This is a genomic window from Streptomyces sp. NBC_01537, assembly GCF_045040445.1.
Lineage (GTDB): Bacteria > Actinomycetota > Actinomycetes > Streptomycetales > Streptomycetaceae > Actinacidiphila.
In genome coordinates, this window is the sequence record NZ_CP109392.1 from 4,692,578 (window position 1) to 4,719,548 (window position 26,971).

Genomic DNA, 26,971 nt, shown 5'->3' on the forward strand with positions numbered 1-26,971 from the left:
ACCACATGACCCTGTGTTCCGGCATGTTCCAGGTCCCCTGGTCCGACTACCGTTCCGATCTGCTGCACGCCCTGCTGCGCACACTGTCCTTCACGGCCGTGAGCTTCGCGGGCGCCGTCGCCCTCGGCCTGGTCGTGGCCCTGCTGCGGCTCAGCCGCCCGTGGCCGCTGCGGGCCCTGGCCGCCACGTACACCGAGGTCTTCAAGAACATCCCGCTGCTGGCGATCATCTTCCTGACCTACTTCGGCCTGGCTTCGGCCGGCATCCGGCTGGACGTCTTCTCCGCCGGCTGCCTCAGCCTGGTGGTCTTCTACGCCGCCTACCTCTCGGAGACCTTCCGGGCCGCGATCAGCGGGGTGCACCAGGGCCAGACCGAGGCCGGCGAGGCGCTGGGCCTGGGGCGGGCGGGCATCTTCACGCATGTGGTGTTCCCGCAGGCGCTGCGGCTGGCGCTGCCCGGCACGAACACGATGCTGGTCGACCTCCTCAAATCCACCTCCCTCCTGGTCACGATCTCCGCCGCCGAGCTGATGTCGCAGGGCCAGCTCATCGCGTCGTCCACCTTCCGCGCGCTGGAGGTCTACCTGGTCATCTCGGCGGTCTACTTCGCCGTCTGCTACCCGCTGTCGCAACTGCTGCTCGCGCTGGAGCGCCGGGTACGGGCCGGTGTGCCGCTGTCCCCGGGGCGGCGACGGCGGCTGCGGATCGCCCGCGAACTGCTCGAACAGCCCCGCGAGAAGGAGGTCACGGTATGACCGGGCCAGTGACGTCCGTCGTGCGGATCGACGGCCTCAGCAAGTCCTTCGACGGCCGCAAGGTGCTCGACGGCGTACGCCTGGAGGTCGGGCGCAGCCGCATCGTCAGCGTCATCGGCCAGAGCGGCGGCGGCAAGACGACCCTGCTGCGCTGCGTCAACCTGCTGGAGCGCCCCGACGGCGGCACCATCGAGATCGCCGGGGACGTGGTGCACCAGGGCGGCCGTACGGTCTGCCGCGACCTGGCGCGGCTGCGCCGCACGGTCGGCATGGTCTTCCAGCGCTTCCACCTCTTCCCGCACCTCACCGCGATCGAGAACGTCGTCCTCGCCCAGCGCAAGGCCGGTGTGCCCGAACGCGAGGCCCTGGAGCGGGCCGCCGGGCTGCTCCGCCGGGTCGGGCTGGCCCATCGCGGGCTCGCCTTCCCCGAGCAGATGTCCGGCGGCGAGCAGCAGCGCGTCGCCATCGCCCGGGCGCTGGCGCTGAAACCGGAGGTGCTGCTCTTCGACGAGCCCACCTCATCCCTGGACCCGGAATCCACCCGCGAGGTGCTGCGCGTCATGCGCGAACTCGCCGCCGACGGAATGACGATGATGCTGGTCACCCATGAACTGCCCTTCGCCCGCGAGGTGTCCGACCACGTCGTCTTCGTCGACGGCGGCCGGATCGTCGAGGAGGGCGCCCCGGACGAGGTCCTGGGCGATCCTTCGCAGGCCCGCACCCGCGAGTTCCTGACCTCGTACGCGAGCCAGGGCGGCGGCCGGTGAGCGACGCACCCGTGGTCGTCGTCGGCGGCGGTGTCGTCGGGCTCTGCACGGCCTACTACCTGGCCCGCGCGGGCCGCGCCGTGGAGATCGTCGAGCGGCGCGCGATCGGCTCCGGCGCCTCGCGCGGCAACGCCGGCTGGGTCTGCCTCAGCCACTCCGCCCCCGTCCCGTCCCCCGGCGTACTGCGCTACGCCCTGAAGTCGCTCGGCCGGCCCGACTCGCCGCTGTATCTGCGGCCGCTGCCCGACCCGGCGTTCGCGCGCTGGCTGTGGCGCTTCTGGCGCAGCAGCACTCCGGCCTCCTTCCGGCGGGGTTACGCGGCCGTCGCCGAGCTCAACCGCGACACCTTCGAGCTGTTCGACGGCCTGCGCGACGCCGGGATCGACACCACCCTCACCCGCCCCGGCATGGTGCACGCCTTCCTCTCCGCCGCCGGGGCCCGCCACCACCTCGCCGTACAGCGGGAGATGGCCGAGGGCCGCTATCCGCTGCCGGACGACATCGCGACGGGGCCGCAGGCCCGTCTGCTGGACGGCGCCCTGTCGTCCCGGGTGCGGGCCGGTTACCTGGTCGAGGGGGAGGGCGTGGTGGACCCGGAGGCCTTCGCACGGGCTCTCGGGGCGGCCCTCACCGCCGAGGGGGTGAAGATCCACGAGAACTCCGACGCCACGGGCTTCCGTCACGAGGGCGGCCGGATCGCCGCTCTGCGTACCGCGCAGGGCGAGATCCCCTGCTCGGCCGTGGTCGTCGCGGCCGGCACCCGCTCCACCGCGCTGCTGGGCGAACTCGGGCAGCCCCTGCCGCTCCAGGCGGGCAAGGGCTACAGCTTCTCCGTCGACCTGGATCCCGCGCCCCGGCACACCCTCTACTTCGGCGAACGCCGGACCGTCGCCTCACCCATCGGCGCCACCACCCGCATCGCCGGGACCATGGAGCTGAGCGGCAACAACAACCGCCTCGACTGGCGCCGCGTCGTCGCCGTCGCCCGCGCCAGCCGCCACTACCTCGGCCCCTGGTTCGACGACCCCGACGACCTCGTCACCCTCATCCGCGACCCCTGGGTCGGCGGCCGCCCCTTCCTCCCCGACGGCCTCCCCGTCATCGACCGCGTCCCCGGCCAGCCCAACGCCTACGCGGCCACCGGCCACGGCATGCTCGGCGTCACCCTCGGCCCCGTCACCGGCCGCCATCTCGCCGACTACCTCGTCACCGGCCGCCGCCCGGAAGCCCTCGCCCCCTTCGGCTTCGCCCGGCTAGGACGTTAGGATGCCCGCCGGTCCCGCTCCCAGGTCGCGCTGTCCGGAGGTGTGTGATGGCTACCGCTGTCTTCCCCGAGGCTCCCGTTCCGCCCGCCGAACTGGACCGCGCGCTGCGGCCGTTCGGGGCGTCGACGATGCTGCCCGGCGAGGCGTACACGTCGCAGGCGGTGCTCGGCTGGGAGCGGCGGCATCTGTTCGCCGGGACATGGAGCTGCCTGGGCCGCACGGACGAGCTGTTCGGCGAAGGCGTCACTCAACATGCCCTGGTCGTGGGCGACATACCGGTGCTGCTGACCCGCGAGGGGACCCTCGACGGGACCGGCGGCGCGGTCCGGGCATTCGCGAACACCTGCCGGCACCGGGGGCACGAGCTACTGCCGGAGGGCGGAACGGGCAGCCGGGAGATCGTGCCGTGCCCGTACCACGCGTGGGCCTACGGGCTGGACGGCGGGCTGCGCAGGGCGCCCGGTTTCCAGGAGGTGCCGTCGTTCGAGCGGCAGGCGCACGGGCTGGTGGAGCTGCCGGCCGTGGAGTGGCACGGCTGGGTGCTGGCCAACGCGAGCGGGGACGCGGCACCGTTCAGTGAACACCTGGGCGGGATGGGGCCGTTGGTGGCTCCGTACGCACCCGAGCGGCTCAGGCCCGCCGCGCGGCACGAGTACACGGTGCGGGCGAACTGGAAGGTGATCGTCGAGAACTACCACGAGTGCTACCACTGCCCCCTGATCCACCCGGAGCTGTGCGCGGTGTCGCCGCCCACCAGCGGCGACAACTACGACCTGCCGGGCGCCTGGGTGGGCGGGTCCATGGACCTGCGCGAGGACGCGGAGACGATGTCGCTGACGGGCCGCTCCGGCGGACGCTTCATCGAGGGAATCGAGGGAATCGAGGGACCGGACCGGCGCAAGGTGCTGTATCTCGGGCTGTTCCCGAACCTGTTGCTCTCCCTGCACCCCGACTACGTCATGGCCCACCGGCTCGTCCCGGAGGCGCCGGACCGCACCCGGGTCACCTGTTCCTGGTACGTGCCCGAGGGCGTGGCCGACGCCTCGTACGCCGTGGAGTTCTGGGACCGCACCAACCGCCAGGACTGGGCCGCCTGCGAGTCCGTGCAACGCGGCCTGACCTCGCCGCATTTCCGGCCCGGGCCGTTCGCCCCGAACGAGGACGCCGTGCACCGCTGGGTCCGGATGGTCGGCCGCGCCTACCGGGGCACGCCGCCGTGGGAGCCGCTTGGCTAGCGCCTGGTCCGGTGCATGTTCGCGGGTTGCGCAGCCCGCCGGCTGCGCTTTGTCCTCAATCGCCGGACGGGCTGAATCCGCGCTACGCGTGAACCGCGTCCATGAAGGCCCTCGCCCGGCGGGTGATGCCGGTCCAGTCGGCGGCGGCGACAGCGGCGGGCGGTACGACCTCGGAACCGGCGCAGACCGCGCGGGCTCCGGCGGCCAGGAAGGCGGCGGCGTTGGTCGCGTTGACCCCGCCGGAGGCCACGAGGGGGACGCCGGGGTAGGGGCCGGAGAGGTCCTTGAAGTAGCGGGGGCCGAGGGCGTGGGCGGGGAAGATCTTCACGGCGGTGGCGCCGAGGTCGAGGGCGTCGGCGACCTCGGTGGGGGTGAGGGCGCCCATGACGACCGGCACGCCCGCCTCGGCGGCGGCCTCGGCGACGGCCGGGCGGCAGCCGGGGGTGACCAGGTACGTGGCGCCCGCGTCGACGGCCTCGCGGGCCTGGGCGGCGGTCATGACCGTGCCGGCGCCGATGCGGCAGGCGCCGCCGGCCCCGGCCGCTTGCCGTATATGGGCGGCCACGCCGGGCGTGGTGAAGGTGAACTCGACCCATCGGATGCCGCCTTCGGCCAGCGCGGCGCAGAGCGCGGACGCGTCGGGGATCACGGGGGCCCTGACCACGGCGATGACGCGGTCGGCGGTCAGGTCGGTCAGGGCGCTGCTGCTCACGTCCGTGGGAGTCCTTGTCACGAGAGGCGGAGGGCGGACCAGGCCGCGTCGTCGAGCGCCAGCCGGGCGTCGAGTTCGGGGCGGGGCGGGACGGTGGGGGTGTCCTCGCGGGTACGCAGGGTGGCGGCGGCTATGAGGTGGCCCAGGCGCAGGCGACCGGCGGCGTCGCGGTCCTCCAGCAGCCCGGCGAGGTAGCCGGCGGCGAAGGCGTCGCCCGCACCGACGCGTTCGAGAACCTCGGATTCGGGGGTGGGCGCGAAGACCGTGCCGTCGGCGGCGTACGAGGTCGCTCCGTGCCCGGCGTCCTTGACGACGAGCAGCGGGCCGGGGCCGGCGCCGGCGCCGATCAGGTCGCGGATCTCGTCCGGCTTGCGGGTGCCCCACAGCGCCTCGGCCTCGTCGCGGCCGACGAACACGATGTCCGCCGCCCGGGCCAGCGCCAGCAGGGACGTGGCCGCCGTGTCGGAGGGCCGCTGCCGCCACAGGGCGGGGCGGTGGTTGACGTCGAAGGAGACGGCCGGGCCGGGGACGGTCCGCCGGACGACGAGTTCCTGGAGGAGCTCCATGCAGCTGTCCGACAGGGCGGCCGTGATCCCCGACAGGTGCAGCACGCGGGCCCGGCCCAGCAGCGGCAGCCGGCCCAGCTCCGGGCCCATCCGCGAGGCGGCGGAGCCCCGGCGGTAGTAGTGGGTGCCGGTGCGGTCCGGACCCGGGTCCTTGAAGTAGACGCCGGTCTGCCGCACCGGGTCCACCTCGACCGCGCTCACGTCGACCCCGCGCGCCCCGAGGTCCGCCAGGACCCGCCGCCCGAAGGGGTCGTCGCCGACCCGGCCGAGCCAGGCCGCCCGGTGGCCCAGCGCGGCCAGGCCGCAGGCCACGTTGGACTCCGCGCCTCCCACGGCCAGGGCCAGCGACGGCTGCTCGGCCAGCGGCCGGGGGTCGGTCGGGCTGAGCATCGCCATGGTCTCGCCGACGCACACGACCTCGGCTCCGGAGCCGGGCGGGGGCAGGATGGACACGTAGGGGTTCCTTAAGAGGCCGCGCGGATGGGTGGGGTGGAGGAAGGAGCGGGGTGAGGGGCAAGCCTGGCAAGGCGGAGGAGGGAGGCGCAGCGGAGCTGCGGCGACCGACGACAACGCCGCCAGGCGCCGCCCATCGCCCCGCGACGCCGCCCCACCCATCCGCGCGGCCTCTGGGCCGGTACGGATGCGGGTGCGGGGAGCCGTCGGCAAGGCCTACGTCTCCAGGACCCGGTGCAGGAACTGCTGGGTGCGCGCCTCGGCCGGGCTGCCGAAGACCCGCTCGGGCGGGCCCTGTTCGAGGACGACGCCGCCGTCCATGAAGACCACGCGGTCGGCGGTGTCCCGCGCGAAGCGCATCTCATGGGTGACGACGACCATGGTCATGCCGTCCTCGGCCAGGGAGCGCATGACGCCGGTGACCTCGCCGACCAGTTCGGGGTCGAGGGCGGAGGTGGGCTCGTCGAAGAACATGACGGCCGGGTCCATGGCCAGCGCCCGGGCGATGGCGACGCGCTGCTGCTGGCCGCCGGACAGCTGCGCCGGGTACGAGCCGGCCTTGTCGGCAAGCCCGACCCGGGCCAGGGCGGCGTGGCCGCGCTCCTCGGCGTCCTTGCGGGAGAGCTTCCGGACCTTGAGCAGGGCGAGGGTGACGTTGCCGAGCGCGGTCCGGTGCGGGAAGAGGTTGAACTGCTGGAAGACCATGCCGACATGGCCGAAGATCTCCGGGGCGCGCTTGCGGTCGTGCAGGGGGATGCCGTTGACCCACACCTCACCGCTGTCGGCCCGCTCCAGGTCGCACATGATCCGCAGCAGCGTGCTCTTGCCGGAGCCGCTGGCGCCGATGAGGACCACGACCTCCCCGGACTCCACGTTTATGTCGACGCCCTTGAGGACCTCCAGCGCCCCGAAGCGCTTGTGCACCGCTGTCGTGGTGATCGTCATGCGGTCACGGCCTTTCGTTCCATCCGCCGGACGACGAGCGACAGCGGGTAGCAGATGACGAAGTACAGGACGGCGACGGCGAAGTAGGCCGTGGCCGGATCCCCCACGCGGTCGATGACGGCCTGGCCCTGGCGGACCAGCTCGACGTAGCCGATCACCACCGCGATCGAGGTGTCCTTGATCAGCGAGAGGTACTGGCCGACCAGCGGCGGCAGCACGATCGCCCTGGTCTGCGGCAGGATCACCGAGAAGAACGTCTGGATCCGGGTCAGCCCCAGCACCCGCGAGGCCTCCCACTGTCCTTGGGGCACCGCCTCGATGCCGGCCCGGAAGATCTCCGCGATGTACGCGCCCTGGTAGAGGGTGAGCGCGAGCAGCGCCGCGCCGAAGATCGTGATGGCCCCGATGCCCAGATAGGCCGCACCGAAGTAGATGAACAGCATCTGGATCAGCAGCGGTGTCCCCCGGAAGACCTCCAGGTACGCCCGTGCGATCTGGGCGACCACCGGGATGCGGCTGGTGCGCAGGGCCGCGACGAGCAGCCCGAGGAGCGTGCCCGTGGCGATGGCCGCGGCCGAGAGCCGGACGGTCGCCCACAGACCTGCGGCGAAGAGCTCGTGGTTGGACCAGATGACGGACCAGTTCATCGCGCCGCCTCCTTGTGCTTGAACGCGATCCGTCCGAGCCCCGCCGCGGCCAGCGCGACGAGGTTGGTCAGCACCAGATAGAGCACGGCCGCGATGCCGAAGACCTGGACGGTGAGCAGGCTGCGGGCGTTGATCACCATGGCGGTGCCGGTCAGCTCGGGTACCGAGATCGCGGACAGCAGCGACGAGCCCAGGATGATCTGGACCAGCTGGTTGACCACGGCCGGGTAGACATTGCGCAGCGCCTGCGGCAGCACGACGTACGCGAAGGTGTGGAAGGGGCCGATGGCCAGTACCCGGGCCGCTTCGCGCTGGCCCACCGGCACGGCCTGGATGCCGGCCCGGAAGATCTCGGTGAGGTACGCGCCGACGTTGACGCTCAGCGCGAGCACGCCGGCCTGGACGGGACTGAGCCGCACTCCGGCGGAGGGCAGGGCGAAGTAGGCGACGAACATCTGCAGCAGGACGGGGGTGTTGCGGATGACCTCGACATAGACGGCGGCCGGTGCGCGCAGCACGGCGTACCGCGACCGGCGGGCCAGCGCGCCGAGCAGGCCGAAGGCGGCGGCGAGGGCGAAGGCGGCGAGCGAGAGCTTAAGGGTCAGCCAGGCCGCGCTGAGGTAGGTGGGCCAGTCCTGGAGGGCGTAGGACCAGTCGGTCCAGTCGGCGAACATGTGACTCCTCCGGGCGGGCGGCGTGTGCGGGCCGCCGCCCGACGCGACTCAGTAGGACGGGTTGAGCGGGAACGGGCGCTCGACGCCGAACCACTTCTTGTACAGGGCGGCGCTCTCGCCGGAGGTGTTGAAGCCGCGCAGCCAGGTGTTGACCCACTGCAGCCAGGTCGCGTCGCCCGACCGGACGCCGATGCCGTTGTATTCGAGCGGCACCACGGAGTCCTTGGTGACCTTGAGCGAGGTGTCCAGCTTGGCCTGGTAGTTGAGGAAGTTGGAGTCCTCGACCATCGCGTCCGCCTGGCCCTGCTTGACCGCGAGCACCGCGGCCGAGGAGGTGTCGTACTCCTGGATCTTCGCCTTGGGGTTGCCCGCCTTCACGGCGTCGCCGTTGGTGGAGCCCTTGGTGACGGCCACGGTCTTGCCGGTCAGGTCCCCGATACCGGAGATGCCGCTGGACTTCTTCGTGAGCATGGTCTCGCCCGCGACGATGTACGGATCGCTGAAGGAGACCTGCTTGGCCCGCTCGGCGGTGATGGTGAAGTTGCAGACCACCGCGTCGACCTTGTCGGTCTGCAGGTTCGGGATGCGGTTGGCGGAAGTGGTGTCGACGATCTTGACCTTGACCCCGAGGGCCGTGGCCATGGCCTTGGCCACGTCGACGTCATAGCCCTGGGGCTGGTTGCTCTTGTCCAGCGACCCGAAAGGGGGGAAAGTAAGACAGCTCGCGACATTCAGGGTGCCGCTCTTGATGACCTTCTGCAGCGTCGAGGACTGCTGCGAGGCCGAATTCGAGCCGGTGGCGGTGGACGAGCAGGCGGTGAGCGAGGCGGCGGCGGCCACGCCGGCACCTATGACGACGAGGGATCTGGCACGGCGACGGCGTCCCATCATGGGGATTCCCTTCCGGGGGTGGAGCGGGGCGAGTTGTTGTGCGATGCAAAACCTGATTCCACTTAGCGCTGCGCGTTGGGCGAGACGCTAACCTCGATCCCGTTCAGCGGTCAATGACCGATTTCATTACGTGACATTTGATTTTGCGATGCAGAACGCTACGATGCTCGGCATGTCCCAGCCCGACCCCGCCGCCACAGCCGCCGCTGCCGCTGCCGCAGACCGGCGCAACGCCTCGTCGTCCCTGCGGCGCGCGCTCTCCATCCTCATGTTCCTGGCCGAGGACGGCGGCCACCCCGTCGGTGTCACCCTCACCGAGCTCGCCACCGGCCTCGGGCTCAGCAAGAGCACCGTGCTGCGCCTGGCCGCCCCGCTCCGCGAGGCCCGCCTCGTCGACCAGGACGCCGAGAGCGGCCGCTACCGCCTCGGCCCGCAGAACGCCCTCCTCGGCCAGGTCTACCTGGAGCGCCTCGACGTACGCCGGGTCGCCTCCCCGCTCCTCCAGCAACTCGCCGAGGAGGTGGGCGAAACCGTGCACCTGCTGACCTTCGACGCCCCCGAGATCGTCTACATCGACAAGGTCGAGAGCCCCCAGCCCGTACGCATGCACTCCCGCATCGGCAGCCGCCAGCCCGCCTACTGCACCGCCACCGGCAAGGCCTTCCTCGCCCACGCCACCGAGGATGTCGTCGACCTGGTCATCGCCGCCGGCATGCCCGCCCGCACCGAATACACCATCACCTCCCCCGACCGGCTGCGCGCCGACCTCGCCCTCATACGCCAACGCGGCTACGCCATCGACGACATCGAGAACGAGCACGACATCCGCTGCGCCGCCGCCCCGGTCTTCGACCACGCCGGCGTCGTCACCACCGCCGTCTCCGTCTCCGGCCCCGCCTCCCGCATCACCCACGAACGCCTCCCCGGGATCGGCGCCCTCCTCACCGCCGCCACCAAGGCCATCACCGAGCAACTCGGGGGATCCGTCCCGCCGTTGGGCTGACCGGCCCCTCTGAGGACTCAGCTGTCAGTGGCGGGCGGTAATCTGCGCTCAGCTTCTTTCACACGCCCCTCACAGGGAGCACCATGCACTTCAAGCAGGTCGCGTTCACGACGGCCATATCCGTCGTCGTGGGCCTCACCGGTGTCGACGCGATGGCGGCCGACACCACAGCCGCGCTGCCGCTGTCCCACTACTCGCACATGGTGGTCGACGCCGCGCACCAGCACATCTTCTTCAGCGAGGGCAAGGGCTCGGCCGGCATCCTGGTGACCGACCTGTCGGGCGACACGGTCACCACCATCGCGGACGAGGCCGGCGCGACCGGCCTCGCGCTGTCCGCCGACGGCAGCACGGTCTATGCCGCGCTCGCGGACGGCGACGCGATCGCCGCCATCGACAGCTCCTCGCTCACCGAGTCGGCCCGCTACCCGACCGGCGCCGGCACCGCGCCGGTCTCCGTCACCGTCGCCGGAGGCAAGCTCTGGTACGGCTACACCGACGGTGACGCGGGCGGCATCGGCGCCGTGGACCTGAGCGCCGCCGCCCCCGCCGCCGCGCCCCAACCGGGCCTGTCCCACTGGGCCGTGGCCCCGCTGCTCGCCTCGGCCCACGGCATCCTCGCGGCCGAGGAGCCCGAGGGTAACCAGAGCCATGTGGCCACCTTCGACCTCTCCTCCGGCACGGCCTCGGCCGAGGCCGACACCTACGTCGCCGGCGGCGGTACGGCGACGGGGCTCCAGGTCTCACCGGACGGCAGCAGGGTGTGGATCGCCGCACCGCAGGACGCCGCCGTGCGCGCCTTCCGGACCTCGGACCTCCTCTCGCCCGACCCCTCCGCTCCGTACATCTACTGGAGCGGCGGAAGTGGCTCCGGCCCGAACTCCCTGGCCATCGCTCCTGACGGGACCACCGCGCTGGGCAGCGGGACCAGTTCCGGCGCGGACGCGTTCGTGTACTACGGCGCCAACCTCGCCATGAACAGCGAGGACTTCACGCCGGACAGCCTGGTGCCGGACGGCCTGGCCTTCGGGTCCGACGGCCTCGGCCTCTACGCCGTCACGCGGGACGCGTCGGGCGCGTACACCCTCCACGACGTGACCGACCTGCGGGTGGCTGACACCCAGCCGACCCTCACCCACCCCCAGTACGCGGTCCCCACCCAGCAGTTCCAGGTCACCGGCTCCCTCACCACCAAGGGCTCGATCCCGGCCGGCGCCTCACTCCAGGTGAGCCGCGACGGGACCGCGCTGCCCGACGCCACGGTCGCCGCGGACGGATCGTTCGCCTTCACCGACACCCGGCCGGACGTGGGAGCGTACGACTACCAGGTGTCCTTCGCGGGTGACGCCACGCACCACGCCTCGACCGGCTCGCTCACGGTGCACGTGGCCAAGCTGCCGACCGGCGTCTGGGCCGGGGACATCAGCTCGGCCAAGCCCGGGTCCGTGGTGATCAGCGGCACCCTGTCGACCTCGCTCCTCTTCGGCAGCATCCCCGAGGGCACCACGGTCCAGGTGACTCGCACCAACGAGGACACCCACGAGACCGTGACCCTGCCGTCCGTCACCGTCACCCCCACCACCAACGGCTCCGCCGACTTCACCGTCACCGACGCCCCGGGCACCACGGGCTGGTTCACGTACGAGGTGTCCTACGCGGGCGACGCCACCCACGAGGCCTCCCTCGACGACGCGAGCCTGATGGTCGGCCCGTACGCCACCGCACTGACGCTGACCGCCCCGGCCACCGCCGCGCGCGGCGGCACCGTGAAGATCACCGGCACCCTCACCGAAGGCCCGTACCCGAGCGGCCAGCAGGTCACCGTTGCCCGCACCGACCTGGCCAACCCGAGCACGCCCGTCCAGTGGACCGTCCCGCTCGGCACCGACGGCTCCATCGCCTTCCAGGACACCCCGCAGATCGGCGGCGCCAACACCTACACCGTCACCTACCCGGGCGACGCCACCCGCTCGACCTCCACCGCGTCCGCGACCGTCAAGGTCTCCCGCGCCGCCACCAAGCTCTCCGTCACCACCGACGCCGCCTCGTACGCCTACGGCGCTACCGCCAAGGTCACCGCCCACCTCGGCACGACATACAACGGCCGCTACGTCTCGATCTACGCCCAGCCCACCGGCGACGCGAAGACCCTGCTCATGACCGCCAAGGTGAACAGCCACGGCGACCTGCCGTTCACCTACAAGCTCAGCCACAACACCACCTTCACCGCGGCGTTCGCCGGCGACTACCGCTACGGCCCCGCCACCGCCACCCGGGCCGTCACGGACCACGTCAAGGTGGCCGAAAGCCTCAGCGGTTACTACACCAGCACCCACTACGGCAGCACCCTCTACCGGGTCTACCACCACACCGCCAAGCCGACGATCAACGTGACCGTCACCCCCAACAAGTCCGACCAGTGCGTGCGCTACCAGGCCCAGCGGTACTACAGCGGGGCCTGGCACACCCTGACCACCTCGGGCTGCTTCCACCTCACCGCCAAGAGCACCGGCTCCGGGCAGCTCACGCTCACCAACGCCGTCGGCCAGAAGTTCCGCATGCGCGCCGAGTACGTCCACAGCTCCTGGGACACCACCAACATCAGCACCTGGGGCGGTTGGCAGTACTTCACCGTCAGGAAGTGACGTCGACGCCTACGCCACGTCGTCCAGGGGCCGCAGTTCGTCGGCGTAGCTGACCGAGAGCCGGCGCAGCACGCCGTCGTCGATGGAGTACTGGCCGAGCCGCCACAGAGGCGGGGAGTAGGCGTGGATGGAGACGCTCTCGTCGGTGGCGCCGACGAGGCGGTGGATGTGCTCGGGCCCGAAGCAGAAGGACACGCCCTCGGGGACGACGGTCTCCAGGTGGGCGCCGCCGATGCGGGGGTTGCACTCCTTCAGAGCACCGCCGACGACACGGACGGCGCCGGAGGAGATGTCGTGGTCGTGCCAGCCGGTGTCGTTCTCGGGGGTCCAGCAGAGCAGCCAGACGTCGACGTACTCGTCCCGGTGGAGGGAGACGTAGTGCCGGTTCTCGCTGGAGTAGGCGACGTGATGGCGCCAGAGATCGGGGCGCTCGGCCAGGGTGTCGACGAGGTCCCGCAGTTCCTGCTTGCCGAGGCACTGCTCGGGCAGGGCTTCCCAGGGCATGAGGCGGTCATTCCTTTCAGGTGCCGGTGAGCAGGCGCCGGGGGTTGGCGACGCGGAGGGCATGGGTGGCGGCCGGGCCGAGACCGAAGCCGGCTGGGTGCGGGGGCTCGGCGTAGGGGCGGTCCGAGCCCTGGAGGACCAGGTCGATGCCGAGGACGCGGACGATCCCGTCGACGGCACGGGGACCGTAGGACGAGGTCTCGACGAAGGCGTACGGATCCACCTCGCCCCGGCCGCCGCCCCGCGCGGCGAGGCGCTCGCCGTGGAGCGGGGCGAGCCCGGCCAGGAGGGCGAAGCAGACCCGGAGCCTGGGGTGGCGGGGGCGGCCGAAGGCGCGGAAGGCGTACCAGGCGGCGTGCATCTGGTGGACGTAGGGGACGAGGGCGGGCCACCACCCGGGTCCTGCGGCCGGGGAAGCGGACGCGGGACCCGGGTGGAGGAACAGGGGGAGCCCTCTGGCTTCGAGGACGTCGAGCAGAGGGGCGCAGCGGGCGTAACCGGCGGCGTCGGCAAGGGCGTTGGCGGGAAGCTGGAGACCGGCGAAGCCCCGGTCGAGCTCCTTGGCGGTGGCGGTGGGGTCGATCTCGCGGACGGATGCGGCGGCCCAGGCCTGGAAGGGGGCGGGGAGGGCGGCGGCACCGTCGTGGTAGGCGTCGAGGAGGGGCCGCGCCTGCTCGGGCGGCAGCCATTCGACGCCCAGCGGGGCGGACAGCGAGACCAGCACGCGAGCCAGGCCGTCATCAACAGCAAGCCCGGTGCGGGCGGCGAGGTCGTGGTCGGCGGGCCGGATCTCGCAGGGCGGCTCTCCGTCGAGGTACAGGGTCCAGCCGTCCCCGCCCAGGCAGGGCGGCTCGCGGCGGGCCCGCAGGGCCGCCAGGAAGGAGGGGGTCCAAAGGTGCTGATGAACGTCGACGGCGGTCACCGCGCTCCTTTCACTGAACCGCTTCACTGGACCGGTTCAGTGAACCGGTCCAGTAGCTGCGCTGTCAAGGCTGTCCCGACCAGAGGACCGGCCCCAGCGCCCTGCCCCCCTCAGAGGCCTCGCCGATGGGGCGCGCGGCGTCGCGGGGCGATGGGCGGCGCCTGGCGGCGTTGTCGTCGGTCGCCGCAGCTCCGCTGCGCCTCCCTCCTCCGCCTTGCCAGACTTGCCCCTCACCCCGCTCCTTCACCCGCGCTCCCCATCGGCGAGGCCTCTAAGGTTGTCCGGTGACCAGGAAGAGCAACCGCACGACCATTCGCGACGTGGCGAAGGCGACCGGCCTGTCGTCGTCGGCGGTCTCGTACGCCCTGCGCGGCATCCAGACCTCCGAGGAGACCCAGGAGCGCGTGCGCCGGGCGGCGGACGAACTGGGCTACGAGGCGCACCCCATCGCCCGCGCCCTGGCCAGCGGCCGGAGCGGCATGGTGGGCATGCTCTGCGGGTCACTGGAGGACTTCTGGCAGCAGACGCTCGCCGTCGGCATCGCCCGCGAACTGCTCGCCCGCGACCGCTACGCCCTGATCCTCGACGCGGGCGGCGACCCCGAGCGCGAGCTGGACCTGGCCCGGCGGCTGCGGGACCAGCGCGTGGACGGGCTGATCGTGCAGCCCCTGGACCCGTCCGCGCCCCTGTGGGCGGAGCTCGGCGACGACCTCCCCGTCGTGTCGATCGGCGACGCCCTGCACGGCGGCCAGTCCCGGGGCGAGGTCGTCTTCGACAACCGCCGCGGGGTCACCCTCGCCCTGGAGCACCTCCACGGGCTCGGCCACCGCCGCATCGCCGTCCTCACCTCCACCCAGGCCAGCACCCCCGACCGCCCCGCCGACGTCTACGTCCACTCCGAGGCCGCCCGGCTCGGGCTCACCGTCGCGGTCGTCGTCGCCCCGCAGGCCCTGGAAGCCGCCACCCAGGTCGCACACACCGCGCTGACCGCCGAACCCCGCCCCACCGCCGTCTTCTGCTTCTCCGACTCCATCGCCTACGGGGTCTACGCCGCCGCCCGCGAACTGGGCCTGGACGTACCCGGCGACGTCTCCGTCTGCGGCTACGACAGCCACCCGATGTCGGCCCTCCTCACACCCCCGCTCACCACCGTCGACTGGGACATCGACGGCACCGTCCACGCCGCCGTACGCGTCATGGTCGGCGCGATCGAAGGAAAGCCGCGCCGCCGCCGCATCGTCCACGAACCGACCCTGCGCCAACGCGATTCGACCGGCCCGGCTTAACCCCCACCAACCGTTCGCCGCGAGCGGGCGGAAGGGGACGGTGGAGGGATGCGCCCGGAAGCGACGAGAACCGGCCCACGGCAAGGACAAGGACAGCCCAAGGTTCGAGCGCTGAGGACGCAGTCCCGGCAGGCGGCCCCGACCCGACGCCAACAGCAGGCGCACACCGGCCGACCCAGCCCGTCCGGCGCTTGAGGACGGAACCAGCAACCCCGACAGGCGTCACCCAAGCAACCCGCCGACCCCCCGCCGAACCTCCGCCGACCCCAACACCGCCTCGCTCACCCGCTCCACATCCACCCCACACGGCCGGTCGTCGTCCAACGCAGGCACGACACCGCGAACCGCCCGGTGCAACAGCGCCGCCCCCCGCCCCAGCGAGGCCGGCGCCGCCAGGTCCACCGCCTGCGCCGCGGCCAGGGCCTCGACGGCGAGGAGCTGCCGCAGCCTGCCGAGCATCACCCTCAACCGCCGGGCCCCCAACGACGCGTTGGTCGAGTCGTCCTCGACCGTGTCCGCGCCGTAGCGGGGGTCGGTGCACACCGGCGCGGACAGGGAGCGGATCTCGGCGACGAGGGCCTGGGCGGTCTTGGCCAGGGGCGCGAAGCCCGAGCGCTCGGGGCCGTACGGCGAGAGGTTGGCGGGCAGTCCGCTGACGGCGGGGTTGAGCAGCCGCTGCATCCGCTCGGCGGAGAGCGCGGCCGTCTGGGCGAGGGCCAGCGCGAGGGTGTCGAAGGCCAGGGCCAGAACAGGGGTGTGGAAGTTGCCGGAGGACAGGATCTCGCCGCTGTCCGCCAGCACCACCGGGTTGTCACCGCTGCCGTTCAGCTCGGGCTCCAGCGCGGCCGTGGCGAAGTCGAGCGCCGCGTACAGCGAGCCATGGACCTGGGCCGCGCAGCGCAGGCTGATCGGGTCCTGGACCCGCCGCGCGCGCCGGTGGTCGGGCAGTTCGCCGCCGGCCAGCAGCGCGAGCAGTTCGCCCGCCGCCCTGGACTGCCCGGGCGCGGGGCGCAGCCGCAGCACCCGGGGGTCCAGCGGGCTGGTGTTGGCCCGGAAGCCCTCGTAGGTGAGTGCGACGACCGCCTGGGCCAGCGACGCGACAGCCCCGGCCTCCGCCACCGCCAGCGCACCGAGCCCCGCCGCCAGCGGGCTCGCGCTGCACAGCACGTGCCCGTCCTTGGGCCCGAGCACGGCCGGGGCCAGCCCGGCCCGCCGCAGCGCCTCCGCCCCGTCGAACACCTCGCCCTCGAACTCGGCGCGGCCCTCGCCCATCACGACCAGCCCGACATGGGCCATCTGAACCAGATCCGAGGCCCCGATCGACCCCACCTCGGGGATCACCGGGTGCACCCGCGCGTTGAGCAGCCCGACCAGCAGCCGTACGACCTCCGGCCGCACCCCGCTGCCCCCGCCCGCGATCCCGCTCACCCGGGCGAGCAGCGCGGCCCGCACGACCGGCACCGGCAGCGGGTCCCCGACCGCGTTGGCCCGGCCCCGGACCGTACGGGCGCTGAAGAGCGCCAGCTCCTCGCGCGGCAGCGCGTACGAGGAGCGGCTGCCCAGCCCCGTCGTGACGCCGTACGCGGGCACCTGGCGGTCGACCACGTCCTCGACGACGGCGCGGTCGCGCGCCAGCCGGGGCATCACCTCATCCGCGAGAACGACCCGGGCGCCGTGCAAAGCAACAGCAGCGACATCAGCAGCGGAAAGCGTCCTACCGTCCACGACAACCGTCATGCGAACCGCAGCCTCTGCCCGATCCCGAGCCCCTCGGCCTTCTTCAACATCGCCGCACCCAGCGCGATGTCCGACAGCGACAGCCCGCGATGCCAGAACAGCGTCGTCTCGTCGTCCCGTTCACGCCCCGGCTTGCTGCCCACGACCAGCTCGCACAGCTCGCCGTGCAGCGTCTCCTCACTCAGCCGCCCCGACTCGACGTGCCGGCGCAGCGCGCCGAACGGCCCGGACCGGCACTGCCCCCAGTCGTCGACCACGACCTTGTCCATGATGTCGGTGAGCGACAGCTCGACCGCGCTCATGGTCCCGTACGGCACGACGAGCGCGCCCCTGGCGATCCACTCGGTCCTCAGCATCGGCTCGGGCCGCTCCAGGCGCGAGGCCTCCACCACGATGTCCGCGTACTCCACGCAGCTGCGCCAGTCCTCGGTCACGACGACCCGCTTGCCGAGGTCGGCTTCGAGCCGCGCCGCGAAGGCCTCGCGGCTCTCGGGGCGGCGCGAGTGGACGCGGATCTCGTCGAAGTCGAAGATCTGGTCCAGCAGCCGGACGTTCCAGTAGGCCGTGCCCCGGGCCCCGATGTGCCCGAGCACCTTGGCGTCCGGGCGGGCCAGATGGCGGGCGCCCAGCGCGGTTATGGCGCCGGTGCGCATCTCGGTGATGGCGGTGGCGTCGAGGATGGCCAGCGGCATGCCCGTACGGGGGTCGAAGAGGTTGAGCAGCGCCATCTCGGAGGGCAGCCCGGCCTCGTAGTTGCCGACGAAGTCGCCGACGGTCTTGACGCCGGCCAGCCCGAGCGGGGCGATGTAGCCGCGGAGGATGTTGAAGTGGCCGTTGAAGGCGGGGTCGGGCATCAGGTGGACGCGTGGCTCGATGACCGTCTGGCCGAGGCCCTGGGCGCGCAGCCCGTCCTCCACGGCGGCGAGTATCTCGGTGTCGTCCAGCGCGAGCTGTTCGATGTCCGAGCCATTGAGGAACGTGAACCACACCGGGTTCATGGGCTGTACTCCCTACGTCAGAGGTTACGATTCCGCGTCGGATTTACCGCCCCAAAAACGGTCATTCCGACGGTTTCCGCACTTCACTGGGCGGGCTTTACATGCTGTTCACACCCGGGCCATTGACTACCCATTCAGTCGACAGCAACTCTGCATGACTATATGCAGCCTGGGAAGGGGCAGCCCGTGATCACATTCGACGCAGTCAGCAAGCAGTATCCGAACGGCACCACCGCCGTGGACAACCTCTCCCTGGAGTTTCCTGACGGCGGAATCACGGTCCTGGTCGGCACCTCGGGCTGCGGCAAGAGCACGACCCTGCGCATGATCAACCGCATGGTGGAGCCGACGGCCGGCACCGTCAGCCTGGACGGCAAGGACATCAGCACGGTCAACGCCCCCGAACTGCGCCGGGGCATCGGTTACGTCATCCAGCACGCCGGGCTCTTCCCGCACCGCACCGTGCTCGACAACGTCGCGACCGTGCCGCTGCTGCTCGGCTGGAGCAAGAAGAAGGCCCGCGCCCGGGCGGGCGAGCTGATGGAGCTGGTCGGGCTGCCGGCCAACTACGCCAAGCGCTATCCGTACCAGCTCTCCGGCGGACAGCAGCAGCGCGTCGGGGTGGCCCGCGCGCTGGGCGCCGACCCGCCGGTGCTGCTCATGGACGAGCCGTTCAGCGCGGTGGACCCGGTCGTGCGGGCCGATCTGCAGGCGGAGTTCCTGCGGCTGCAGAAGGACCTGCACAAGACGATCGTCTTCGTCACCCACGACATCGACGAGGCGATCAAGCTCGGCGACAAGGTCGCGGTGTTCCGTACGGGCGGCAAGCTCGTGCAGTACGACACCCCGGAGAACCTCCTCTCCGCGCCCGCCGACGAGTTCGTGCGGGGCTTCATCGGCCACGACCGCGGCATACGCCGACTCTCCTTCGTCGACTCGGCCGCTCTGCCGCTGAGCGACGCCCTGGTGCTGCCGGACTCCGCTCCCGTCTCCAAGGCCCGTGCGGCCGACGGGCCCTGGGTGCTCGTCACCGACGCCGCCCGCAAGCCGCTCGGCTGGGCCGCCGTCAGCGCCCTCCCGCAGGACGGCACCCTCGCCGACGCGACCCTGACCCCGCTCGGCCACACCTTCAGCCTCGCCACCGACTCCGCCCGGGCCGCCCTGGACGCGGCACTGCTGTCGCCCTCGGGCCTCGCGGTGGGCGTGGACGAGGAGGGCGCGGTCGTCGGCGTCACGGATGCCGCCGCGATAACGGGCGGCTCGTCAGGCGGTGACTCCCAATGACGGTCATCGCAGGCGAACCCCTCGTCCGCTGGTACTGGATAGGCGACCACCTCGGCGAACTGGCCCACTACACCGGCATCCACCTGCGGCTGGCCCTGCTGCCGGTCCTCTTCGGGCTGATCATCTCCATCCCCCTCGGGATGCTCTGCCACCGCTTCCGCTGGCTGTACCCGCCGACCCTCACCGCGGCCAACGTCTTCTACGCGGTCCCGTCCCTCGCCCTGTTCATGATCTTCGTTCGCTACACCGGGCTGACCGAACAGACCGTGATGATCCCGCTGACCCTCTACACGCTGTCGGTGCTGGTGCCCAACGTCGTGGACGGACTCGCCTCCGTCCCCGACCCGGTACGCCAGGCGGCCACCGCGATGGGCTTCGGCACCGTACGCCGGGTCGTCCAGGTCGAACTGCCCATCGCCGTACCGGTGGTCATGGCGGGCGTACGGGTCGCCGCGGTCTCCTCCATCAGCCTGGTCGCCGTCGGGCAGCTGATCGGGCAGGGCGGTCTCGGCTTCTACATCACCCGAGGACTCCAGCTCGACTTCCCGACCCCGATCGTCACCGCCACCGTCCTGATCGTGCTGCTCGCCCTCGCCACCGACGCCGTACTGGTGCTGGCGCAGCGGCTGCTCACACCCTGGGCCCGTAGCAAGGGGGCCAAGTCATGAACGACTTCCTGAACCAGCTCCGGCTGGTCGGCGACTGGCTGACGAGCTCCGCGCAGTGGCACGGCGACGACGGCATACCGAACCGGCTCGCCGAACACCTCACGTACAGCGGCCTGTCCCTCCTCTTCGCCACCCTGATCGGCCTGTCCCTGGGGCTGCTCGTCGGGCACACCGGGCGCGGCGCCTTCGCCGTGGCCAGCGTGGCGAACTTCGCCCGGGCGATCCCCACCTTCGGCCTGGTGGTGCTCGTCGTCACGGTCGTCGGGATCAGCGTCACCCCGGTGCTGATAGCCCTGACCGCACTCGCCATCCCGCCGATCCTCATCAACACCTTCGAGGGGATCCAGGGCGCGGACGCCGACACCAAGGACGCCGCCCGGGGGATGGGCATGACCGGGTGGGAGGTGCTGTGGAAGGTCGAGATCCCGATGGCGCTGCCGCTGATCCTGCTCGGGCTCCGGGTGGCCGCCATCCAGATCGTGGCCACCGCGACCGTCGCCGCGTACCCCGGGCTGGGCGGCCTGGGCCGCTACATCGTCGACGGGCTCTCCAGAAACGACTACCAGCTGGTGATCGGCGGATCCGCCGTGATCGTGATACTTGCCCTGGTCGTGCAAGTCGTCTTCACCGTGCTACGGCGCGTCATCGTCTCGCCGGGCCTGCTGGGTTCGGCGCGCAGTTCCTGAAAAGCGAAGCTCAGTAAGCAAGAAGCCACGAAGGGGCACCACCCATGAGAAGAAGCACGTTCCTCAGCGCCGCGACCGGCCTCGTCGTAGGCGCCCTCTCCCTCACCGCCTGCGGCGGCAGTGACAGCAGCAGCAACCCCCTGACGGGCGACAGCGCCAGCGCGGGCTCGGGCGGGACCGTCGTGGTCGGCTCGGCGAACTTCCCCGAGAGCTCCCTGCTCGGCGAGATCTACGCCCAGGCCCTGGAGGCCAAGGGCATAAAGGTCACCCGCAAGTTCGACATCGGCGCCCGCGAGGTCTACTACGACCAGGTCGTCAAGGGCGGCATCGACGTCATCCCGGAGTACAACGGCGCGCTGCTCGCGGTGGCGGTCGACAAGAACAGCACCGCCACCAACACCACCGAAGTCAACGCCGAGCTCAAGGCGAAGCTGCCCTCGTCCGTGGAGATACTCGACTCCGCCTCCGCCGAGGACAAGGACTCGATCACGGTCACCGCCGCGACCGCCGCCAAGTACAACCTCACCTCCCTCGCCGACCTCAAGCCCGTCGCGAGCAAGCTGACTGTCGGCGGCGGCTCGGAGTTCAAGACCCGTACGCAGGGTCTCGTCGGCCTGAAGAAGATCTACGGCGTGGAGTTCGGCAAGTTCCAGCCGCTCGACGCGGGCGCCCAGAGCACGCTGGTCGACCTGCTGAAGAAGGACAAGGTCCAGGCGGCGAACCTCTACACCACCGACCCCTCGATCGTCGCCGACAAGCTCGTGGTGCTCAAGGACCCCAAGTTCCTGTTCGCCGCGCAGAACGTCACGCCCCTGGTCTACAAGTCGGCGATCAACGACACGGCCAAGGCAGCGCTCAACGCGATCTCGGCCAAGCTCACCACCGAGGACCTGCTGGAGATGATGAAGAAGCTCGTCAACGACAAGGAGGACTCCAGCGAGGTGGCCAAGGCCTGGCTGAAGGACGCCGGCCTCGTCAGCTAGTCCGGAGACCGGAATGGATCGCCGGACGGGCTGAATTCAGCCCGTCCGGCGATCGAGCACAAAGCGCAGCACCGCAGCACCGCAGCACCGCAGCAAGCAGGACAGGAGTCCGCACATGATGTCGTCCCCGATGTCGCCCCCCACAGCGGTCACCGCCCCCGCCCGTGCCGTCGTCCTGGACGGCCGCAGCCTCACGGTCCCCGATGTCGTCCGCCTCGCCGACCGCTCCCGCCGTCCCTCGCCGGACCCGCTGGCGATGGAGGCCGCCGAGCGCTCCTGGCACACCGCCCTCGAACTGGCCATGAGCGGCCGGGTCTACGGCCGCACCACCGGCGTCGGCGCCAACCGCCACGAGGAGGTCCCGGCCGACGACGCCGACCACGGCCTGCGCCTGTTGCGAAGCCATGCCGGCGCCATCGGCGAGCCCCTGCCCGCCCGCCAGGCCCGCGCCATGCTCGCGATCCGCGCCAACCAGCTCCTCGCCGGCGGCGCCGGGCTGCGCCCCGCCGTCATCACCGCGCTGGTCGCCGCCCTGGAATCCGGCGCCCACCCCGTCATCAACGAGTACGGGGCCGTCGGCACCGGCGACCTGGCCGCCCTCGCCCAGACCGGCCTGGCCCTGGCCGGCGAGCACCCCTGGGCGGCCGGACCCCCGCCCGCCCCGATCACCCTGGACAACAACGACGCCCTCGCCCTGATCAGCAGCAACGCCCTCACCCTCGGCCAGTCCGCCCTCGCCCTGGACGAACTGCGCGGCCTCCTGGCCGCCGCCACCGCAGTGGCCGCGCTGTCCCTGCTGGCCGTGGACGGCTCGTACGAGGCGTACGCCACCCCCGTCCACGCCGCCCGCCCGCACCCCGGCGCCGTCTCCGTCGCGGCCGGCATGCGCCGCCTGCTCGGCGCGCCCGACCGGCCCACCCCTCCGCTGGGCCGGATCCAGGACCCGTACGGCTTCCGCTGCCTGCCCCAGATCCACGGCCCCGCGCAGGACGCCGCCGACGCGCTGGACCGCGTACTTACCGTCGAGATCAACGCCGCCGCCGAGAACCCGCTGATCTGCGTCGCGGACCACGCCGCCTACCACCACGGCAACTTCTACCTCGCCCAGGTGGCCCTGGCCCTGGACGCCTTCCGCCTGGCCATGTTCCAGACCGCCCGGCTGTCCACCGCCCGGCTGTCCGCCCTCTCCGAGCCCGCCTACACCCGGCTACGCCCCTTCCTCGCCGACCCCCTCCCCGCCAGCTCCGGCGTCATGATCCTCGAGTACGCCGCCGGCGCCGCCCTCGGCGAACTGCGCGCCGCCTCCGCCCCCGCCTCCCTGGGCCACGCCGTCCTGGCCCGCGGCGTCGAGGAGCAGGCCAGCTTCGCCTCCCTGGCCGCCCGCCAGACACTGCGCGCCGGCGCCGACTACCGCCTGGTCCTGGGCTGCGAACTGGTCACCGCCATGCGGGCGTTGCGCCAGCGCGACCTCCGCCCCGACCCCGGCCTCCCCGTCGGCCGCGCCTTCGCCCTCGCCGACGAGGTCCTCGCCCCGGAGATGGCCGACCGCCCCCTCACGGACGACGTGGCGGCCGCGGCCCGGATGCTCGACCGTTTCGCCGAACTCTGAGCCGCAGGAGGGACCGTATGACCGCAAGCCCCAACGCGTCCGCCCGCCTGCACCGACTCTTCGAGGGACACCGCCTCACCCCCACCCAGCGCCGCATAGCCCACTGCATGGTCCGCCAGGCCGCCGACGCCCCCTTCCTCTCCAGCATCGAGCTCGCCGAACTGGCCGGCGTGAGTCAGCCCTCGGTCACCCGCTTCGCCGTGGCCCTGGGCTTCGACGGCTACCCGGCCCTGCGCAAGCACCTGCGCGACGCGGCCCCGGCAGGGCCGGAGACGGCGGCCCGGGGAGCGGTCAACCAGTACCAGGAAGCCATCCAGGCCGAAATCGAGAACCTGCGCCACCTCTCCTCACTCCTCTCCGACCCCACCCCCGTCACCCGCGCCGGCCACCTCCTCGCCGCCTCCCGCCCGCTTCCCGTCCTCGGCCTGCGCTCCGCCGCCGCCCAGGCCCGCGCCTTCGCCTACTTCGCCGCCAAGGTCCACCCCGACATCCGCCTCCTCGACGAAGCCGGCTCCCTCCTCCACGACCGCCTCGACCACGCCCGCCACTCCGGCGCCACCGCCCTCCTCTGCTTCGCCCTCCCCCGCCACCCCCGCGAACTCCTCGACGCCCTCTCCTACGCCCGCTCCCTCGGCCTCACCGTCATCACCATCGCCGACGGCGCCTTCGCCCCCGTAGCCGCCCACTGCGACCTCCTCCTACCCGCCCCCGTCGGCACCGGCCTCGTCTTCGACACCGTCTCCGCCCCCATGCTGCTGGGCCAGGTCCTCCTCGAAGCCATGTGCGACGGCCTCCCGGACGCCCAGGCCCGCCTGGAGGAATTCGACGCCCGGGCGGCGGCCCGGGGGCTGTTCGTGGAATGAGGCTGTCTGATACATCCCGAGTGATGAGGAGGTCGGTAAGTGAGTGTTCACGACGACCTGTGGCGTGTGGCTGAGCAGGCTGCGGCGACGTTCGAAGGCTTCAAGATCGAAGTCGTGGGGGGCCAGATCGTCATGACGCCGCAGAGTGAGATCCAAAGCTGGACCATTCGTCGCGTGCAGAACTCCGCAGAAGCCGCCGGCATCGCTGAGGAGCGTCTCGTCTCAGCTGTGCTGATCCAGTTCCCCGGCGAGGCACCGCGCGCTCCGGACGTCGCGATCCTGGAGGACGGTGCCACCGCTCCGTACTCGTACGAGGACTTGCTCGCGGCTGTCGAGATCGTCTCCACCCCTGATGACGACAACGACTACTCGATCAAGCTGCAGCAATACGCACGGTTCGGGATCCCCACCTACGTGATCATCGATCCGTTCCGGGCCAGGTGCACCGTACTGACCCGTCCGAAGGACACCGCGTACGCGACCCGCGAGGAGTACGCCTACGGCGAGACGGTCACTCTGCACCTCACAGACGGCGGCACCGTGCAGATCCCCACGGACAAGTTCAAGCGCAAGAGCTGACGCGCCCGCCGGCCTACCTACGCGCGACCAGCGCGAGCAGCTGCGCCGCCGCGCCCGCCGGAGGGGCGTCGCTGGGCCAGATGGCGCGGAAGCGGCGGATGAGGAGGGCCTGGTCTTCGAGGGGAACGGAGACAAGGCGGCCGTCGGCGAGTTCGGAGGCGACGGCGAGGCGGCTGAGGATGGCGGGGGCTTCGCCGGCGGCGACGGCGGACTTGATGGCGGTGGTGGAGCCTAGTTCGGCAGCGGGGAGGACCGGGCGGGAGAGGAGGCGGAGGGCGGCGTCGCGGGTGCCGGAGCCGGGTTCGCGGAGGATGAGGGGGGTGGCGGAGAGCTCGGGGAGGGGGAGGGGCTTGCGGCGGGTGGCCCAGGGGTGGGAGGGGGCGACGATGACGACCAGTTCGTCGCCACCGACGACGCGGCTGCGCAGGCCGCGGGGGGCGTGGGGGCCTTCGACGAAGCCGAGGTCGGCGTCGCGGTTGCGGACCATGTCGGCGACCTGCTGGGAGTTGCCGACGCGGAGGGCGACCTTGATGTCGGGGGCGCGTTCGCGCAGGGCGAGGAGCCAGCCGGGGACGCGGTGATCGGCGATCGTCATGGAGGCGGCGATACGGAGCCGGCCCTGCTGGTCGGCGTGGAGGGCGGCGACGCCGCTGACGAGGGCGCGGGCGGCGTCCAGGACCGGCATGGCCCATTCGACGACCGCGGCACCGGCCTGGGTGAGGCGGGAGCCGGTGGGGCCGCGTTCGAGGAGGGTCAGGCGGAGCCGGCGTTCCAGGGCACGGATCCGCATGCTCGCCGCCGGCTGGCTGATGCCGTGCCGGGCGGCGGCCTGGCCGAGGCTGCCGGTCTCGGCGACGGAGACCAGGAGATCCAGGACCTTCAGGTCGGGGGTTCCCGGAGGCAGGGTCATCAGTCCAGCTTATGAGGTCCTCGGGATTTGGTCTCTACCAGGACGGGTGCGCGGCGGCGATCGTTCGTATGGACTCGTCAAGGAGATTCCATGGGATGGTCCTACGCGCCGCCGGCCCGGCCCGCCGTACTGCTGCCCGCCGCGCTGCGGTGCGTACTGCCCGTACTGCCCGGCCTGGCTGCCGCCCTGCTCGTCGCCGTCCCGGCCGCCCTGCTGGGCGCTCTGCTACCCGTCGTCGGCGGCCCCGTCTTCGGTATCGCGGCCGGTGCCGCCGCCGGGCCGCTGCTGCGCCGCCACCTGCCTGAACGCCACCTGCGGCGGTTGCTGCCGGGCTTCGCGGCGGCGGGCAAGCAGGTGCTGCAGGCCTCCGTCGTCGTGCTGGGAGCGGGGCTCTCCCTGGGCGAGGTCGTCCGGGTCGGCGGCCAGTCCTTGCCCGTCATGGCGGGCACCCTGACGGTGGCCCTCGGCGGGGCCTGGGCGCTGGGGCGGCTGCTCGGGGTCCACCGGGAGGCGGCGCTGCTGATCGGAGTGGGCACCGGGATCTGCGGGGCCTCGGCGATCGCGGCGGTGACGGCCGTGACCGGCCCGGCCAAGGACCGGGTCGCCTACGCGCTCGGGACGATCTTCACCTTCAACATCGCCGCCGTGCTGCTGTTCCCGCCACTGGGGCACCTGCTCGGGCTGTCCCAGGAGGGCTTCGGCCTCTGGAGCGGGACGGCGGTCAACGACACCTCGTCGGTGGTCGCCGCGTCCTACGCGTACGGGGCCACTGCGGGCGCGTACGCGGTCGTCGTCAAACTGACCCGGAGCCTCATGATCGTGCCGGTCTGCCTGGTACTCCAAGCCCGCAAGGGACCGAAGGGTCGACCTCCCGGACGACGACTCCGGCAGGTCTTTCCCCTCTTCATCCTCGCCTTTCTGGCCGCTTCTACGGTCGCCTCCCTCGGCGGCGTCCCCGCTTCCTGGCACCCGCAGATCTCGGCGCTCAGCGCCTTCCTGATCACCGTCGCCCTCACGGGCATCGGCCTCAGCCTCGACCTGTCGCAGGTGCGCGCCGCCGGGGTGCGGCCACTGCTCCTCGGCGCATTGCTGTGGCTGGCCGTGGCGACGACCGGCCTGGGGCTCCAGGTCCTGACGGGCCAGCTGTAGAAGACGACCTGGGGGCGCTCGGCTTCCCGCCTCGGTGAACAACCGACTGCTGATTGTTACTTTCACTGGGCGCTTGACATCCTGCGCCCAATGAAAGTATCCGCCGAGCCTGCTCCCCATCCTGCGATCCCGTATGCAAGGTGAGCTTCTTGCGCTCGTACTGCTGCACCCCGAGCGCGAATACAGCGCCGAGGCTGGTCTTCTTCCGAGCAGAAGGACCTGCGTCTCGCCCGAA

The 26,971-nt window shown here is 71.8% G+C and carries 26 protein-coding genes; 15 read left to right on the forward strand and 11 right to left on the reverse strand.

Annotated features, from left to right (window positions below):
• Positions 1–5: 5 nt before the first annotated feature.
• Genes OG607_RS21585 through OG607_RS21600 form a run of 4 tightly spaced genes read left to right on the forward strand, consistent with a single transcriptional unit; the run spans position 6 to position 4,022 of the window.
• Complete coding sequence (locus OG607_RS21585) at positions 6–755, forward strand: amino acid ABC transporter permease (protein ID WP_405725775.1); 750 nt, start codon at positions 6–8, stop codon at positions 753–755.
• On the forward strand, positions 752–1,522 hold the full coding sequence (locus OG607_RS21590) for an amino acid ABC transporter ATP-binding protein (RefSeq protein WP_405725778.1): 771 nt from the start codon (positions 752–754) through the stop codon (positions 1,520–1,522). The genes OG607_RS21585 and OG607_RS21590 overlap by 4 nt, the downstream gene beginning before the upstream one ends.
• Entirely contained in the window at positions 1,519–2,787 is a 1,269-nt protein-coding gene (locus OG607_RS21595; RefSeq protein ID WP_405725781.1) for an NAD(P)/FAD-dependent oxidoreductase, read from the forward strand. The genes OG607_RS21590 and OG607_RS21595 overlap by 4 nt, the downstream gene beginning before the upstream one ends.
• A 47-nt stretch (positions 2,788–2,834) precedes the next feature.
• Positions 2,835–4,022, forward strand: a complete 1,188-nt coding sequence (locus tag OG607_RS21600; RefSeq protein ID WP_405725784.1) for an aromatic ring-hydroxylating dioxygenase subunit alpha — start codon at positions 2,835–2,837, stop codon at positions 4,020–4,022.
• Between the two features lie 82 nt (positions 4,023–4,104).
• Here OG607_RS21600 and OG607_RS21605 read toward each other — a convergent pair whose 3' ends face one another.
• The 6 genes from OG607_RS21605 to OG607_RS21630 form a co-directional block, all read right to left on the reverse strand.
• Complete coding sequence (locus OG607_RS21605; RefSeq protein ID WP_405725787.1) at positions 4,105–4,734, reverse strand: bifunctional 4-hydroxy-2-oxoglutarate aldolase/2-dehydro-3-deoxy-phosphogluconate aldolase; 630 nt, start codon at positions 4,732–4,734, stop codon at positions 4,105–4,107.
• Positions 4,735–4,751: 17 nt separating this feature from the next.
• Positions 4,752–5,753: a sugar kinase gene (locus tag OG607_RS21610; protein WP_405725790.1), complete on the reverse strand. Its 1,002-nt coding sequence runs from the start codon at positions 5,751–5,753 to the stop codon at positions 4,752–4,754.
• Positions 5,754–5,969: 216 nt separating this feature from the next.
• Positions 5,970–6,698: an amino acid ABC transporter ATP-binding protein gene (locus OG607_RS21615; RefSeq protein WP_405725793.1), complete on the reverse strand. Its 729-nt coding sequence runs from the start codon at positions 6,696–6,698 to the stop codon at positions 5,970–5,972.
• Positions 6,695–7,345: an amino acid ABC transporter permease gene (locus OG607_RS21620; RefSeq protein WP_405725796.1), complete on the reverse strand. Its 651-nt coding sequence runs from the start codon at positions 7,343–7,345 to the stop codon at positions 6,695–6,697. Before OG607_RS21620 ends, OG607_RS21615 begins: the two co-directional genes overlap by 4 nt.
• Complete coding sequence (locus tag OG607_RS21625) at positions 7,342–8,019, reverse strand: amino acid ABC transporter permease (RefSeq protein ID WP_405725799.1); 678 nt, start codon at positions 8,017–8,019, stop codon at positions 7,342–7,344. Before OG607_RS21625 ends, OG607_RS21620 begins: the two co-directional genes overlap by 4 nt.
• 48 nt (positions 8,020–8,067) lie before the next feature.
• Positions 8,068–8,910 (reverse strand): transporter substrate-binding domain-containing protein, encoded by an 843-nt coding sequence (locus OG607_RS21630; RefSeq protein ID WP_405725802.1) that lies wholly within the window; start codon positions 8,908–8,910, stop codon positions 8,068–8,070.
• A 172-nt stretch (positions 8,911–9,082) separates the two neighbouring features.
• On the opposite strand from OG607_RS21630, the gene OG607_RS21635 reads away from it, so the two are divergent.
• Entirely contained in the window at positions 9,083–9,913 is an 831-nt protein-coding gene (locus tag OG607_RS21635) for an IclR family transcriptional regulator (protein ID WP_405725805.1), read from the forward strand.
• 83 nt (positions 9,914–9,996) lie between these two features.
• Positions 9,997–12,558, forward strand: coding sequence for a hypothetical protein (locus OG607_RS21640; RefSeq protein WP_405725808.1), 2,562 nt, complete (start codon positions 9,997–9,999; stop codon positions 12,556–12,558).
• Between the two features lie 9 nt (positions 12,559–12,567).
• On the opposite strand, the gene OG607_RS21645 is transcribed toward OG607_RS21640, so the two are convergent.
• On the reverse strand, positions 12,568–13,062 hold the full coding sequence (locus OG607_RS21645) for a cysteine dioxygenase (RefSeq protein ID WP_405725811.1): 495 nt from the start codon (positions 13,060–13,062) through the stop codon (positions 12,568–12,570).
• A gap of 16 nt (positions 13,063–13,078) precedes the next feature.
• Complete coding sequence (locus OG607_RS21650; protein WP_405725814.1) at positions 13,079–13,984, reverse strand: amidohydrolase family protein; 906 nt, start codon at positions 13,982–13,984, stop codon at positions 13,079–13,081.
• A 284-nt stretch (positions 13,985–14,268) separates the two neighbouring features.
• Between OG607_RS21650 and OG607_RS21655 the strand changes: the two genes are divergently transcribed.
• Positions 14,269–15,270, forward strand: a complete 1,002-nt coding sequence (locus OG607_RS21655) for a LacI family DNA-binding transcriptional regulator (protein WP_405725817.1) — start codon at positions 14,269–14,271, stop codon at positions 15,268–15,270.
• Positions 15,271–15,492: 222 nt separating this feature from the next.
• On the opposite strand, the gene hutH is transcribed toward OG607_RS21655, so the two are convergent.
• Both hutH and OG607_RS21665 read right to left on the reverse strand, forming a co-directional pair.
• A complete protein-coding gene (gene hutH / locus OG607_RS21660) occupies positions 15,493–17,007 on the reverse strand; it encodes a histidine ammonia-lyase (RefSeq protein WP_405725820.1) in 1,515 nt (504 codons plus the stop codon).
• On the reverse strand, positions 17,004–18,005 hold the full coding sequence (locus OG607_RS21665) for an ornithine cyclodeaminase family protein (RefSeq protein ID WP_405725823.1): 1,002 nt from the start codon (positions 18,003–18,005) through the stop codon (positions 17,004–17,006). Before OG607_RS21665 ends, hutH begins: the two co-directional genes overlap by 4 nt.
• A 186-nt stretch (positions 18,006–18,191) precedes the next feature.
• On the opposite strand from OG607_RS21665, the gene OG607_RS21670 reads away from it, so the two are divergent.
• The 7 genes from OG607_RS21670 to OG607_RS21700 all read left to right on the forward strand — a co-directional run bounded on the left by OG607_RS21670 (position 18,192) and on the right by OG607_RS21700 (position 24,677).
• Positions 18,192–19,289, forward strand: a complete 1,098-nt coding sequence (locus tag OG607_RS21670; protein ID WP_405725826.1) for an ABC transporter ATP-binding protein — start codon at positions 18,192–18,194, stop codon at positions 19,287–19,289.
• Entirely contained in the window at positions 19,286–19,957 is a 672-nt protein-coding gene (locus OG607_RS21675) for an ABC transporter permease (RefSeq protein ID WP_405725829.1), read from the forward strand. Before OG607_RS21670 ends, OG607_RS21675 begins: the two co-directional genes overlap by 4 nt.
• Positions 19,954–20,643 (forward strand): ABC transporter permease, encoded by a 690-nt coding sequence (locus tag OG607_RS21680; RefSeq protein ID WP_405725832.1) that lies wholly within the window; start codon positions 19,954–19,956, stop codon positions 20,641–20,643. Before OG607_RS21675 ends, OG607_RS21680 begins: the two co-directional genes overlap by 4 nt.
• Before the next feature lie 44 nt (positions 20,644–20,687).
• The gene (locus OG607_RS21685) at positions 20,688–21,626 is read left to right on the forward strand and encodes a glycine betaine ABC transporter substrate-binding protein (protein ID WP_405725835.1); all 939 of its coding nucleotides are present in this window, start codon (positions 20,688–20,690) and stop codon (positions 21,624–21,626) included.
• Positions 21,627–21,741: 115 nt separating this feature from the next.
• On the forward strand, positions 21,742–23,235 hold the full coding sequence (locus tag OG607_RS21690) for an aromatic amino acid ammonia-lyase (RefSeq protein WP_405725838.1): 1,494 nt from the start codon (positions 21,742–21,744) through the stop codon (positions 23,233–23,235).
• Positions 23,236–23,252: 17 nt separating this feature from the next.
• Complete coding sequence (locus OG607_RS21695; RefSeq protein ID WP_405725841.1) at positions 23,253–24,098, forward strand: MurR/RpiR family transcriptional regulator; 846 nt, start codon at positions 23,253–23,255, stop codon at positions 24,096–24,098.
• Positions 24,099–24,137: 39 nt separating this feature from the next.
• Positions 24,138–24,677, forward strand: a complete 540-nt coding sequence (locus tag OG607_RS21700) for a Uma2 family endonuclease (protein WP_405725844.1) — start codon at positions 24,138–24,140, stop codon at positions 24,675–24,677.
• A gap of 13 nt (positions 24,678–24,690) precedes the next feature.
• Here OG607_RS21700 and OG607_RS21705 read toward each other — a convergent pair whose 3' ends face one another.
• Positions 24,691–25,587 (reverse strand): LysR family transcriptional regulator, encoded by an 897-nt coding sequence (locus OG607_RS21705; protein WP_405725847.1) that lies wholly within the window; start codon positions 25,585–25,587, stop codon positions 24,691–24,693.
• A 90-nt stretch (positions 25,588–25,677) separates the two neighbouring features.
• Here OG607_RS21705 and OG607_RS21710 point away from each other — a divergent pair, with 90 nt between their 5' ends.
• A complete protein-coding gene (locus OG607_RS21710) occupies positions 25,678–26,736 on the forward strand; it encodes a YeiH family protein (protein ID WP_405725850.1) in 1,059 nt (352 codons plus the stop codon).
• The last annotated feature ends 235 nt before the right edge of the window (positions 26,737–26,971 follow it).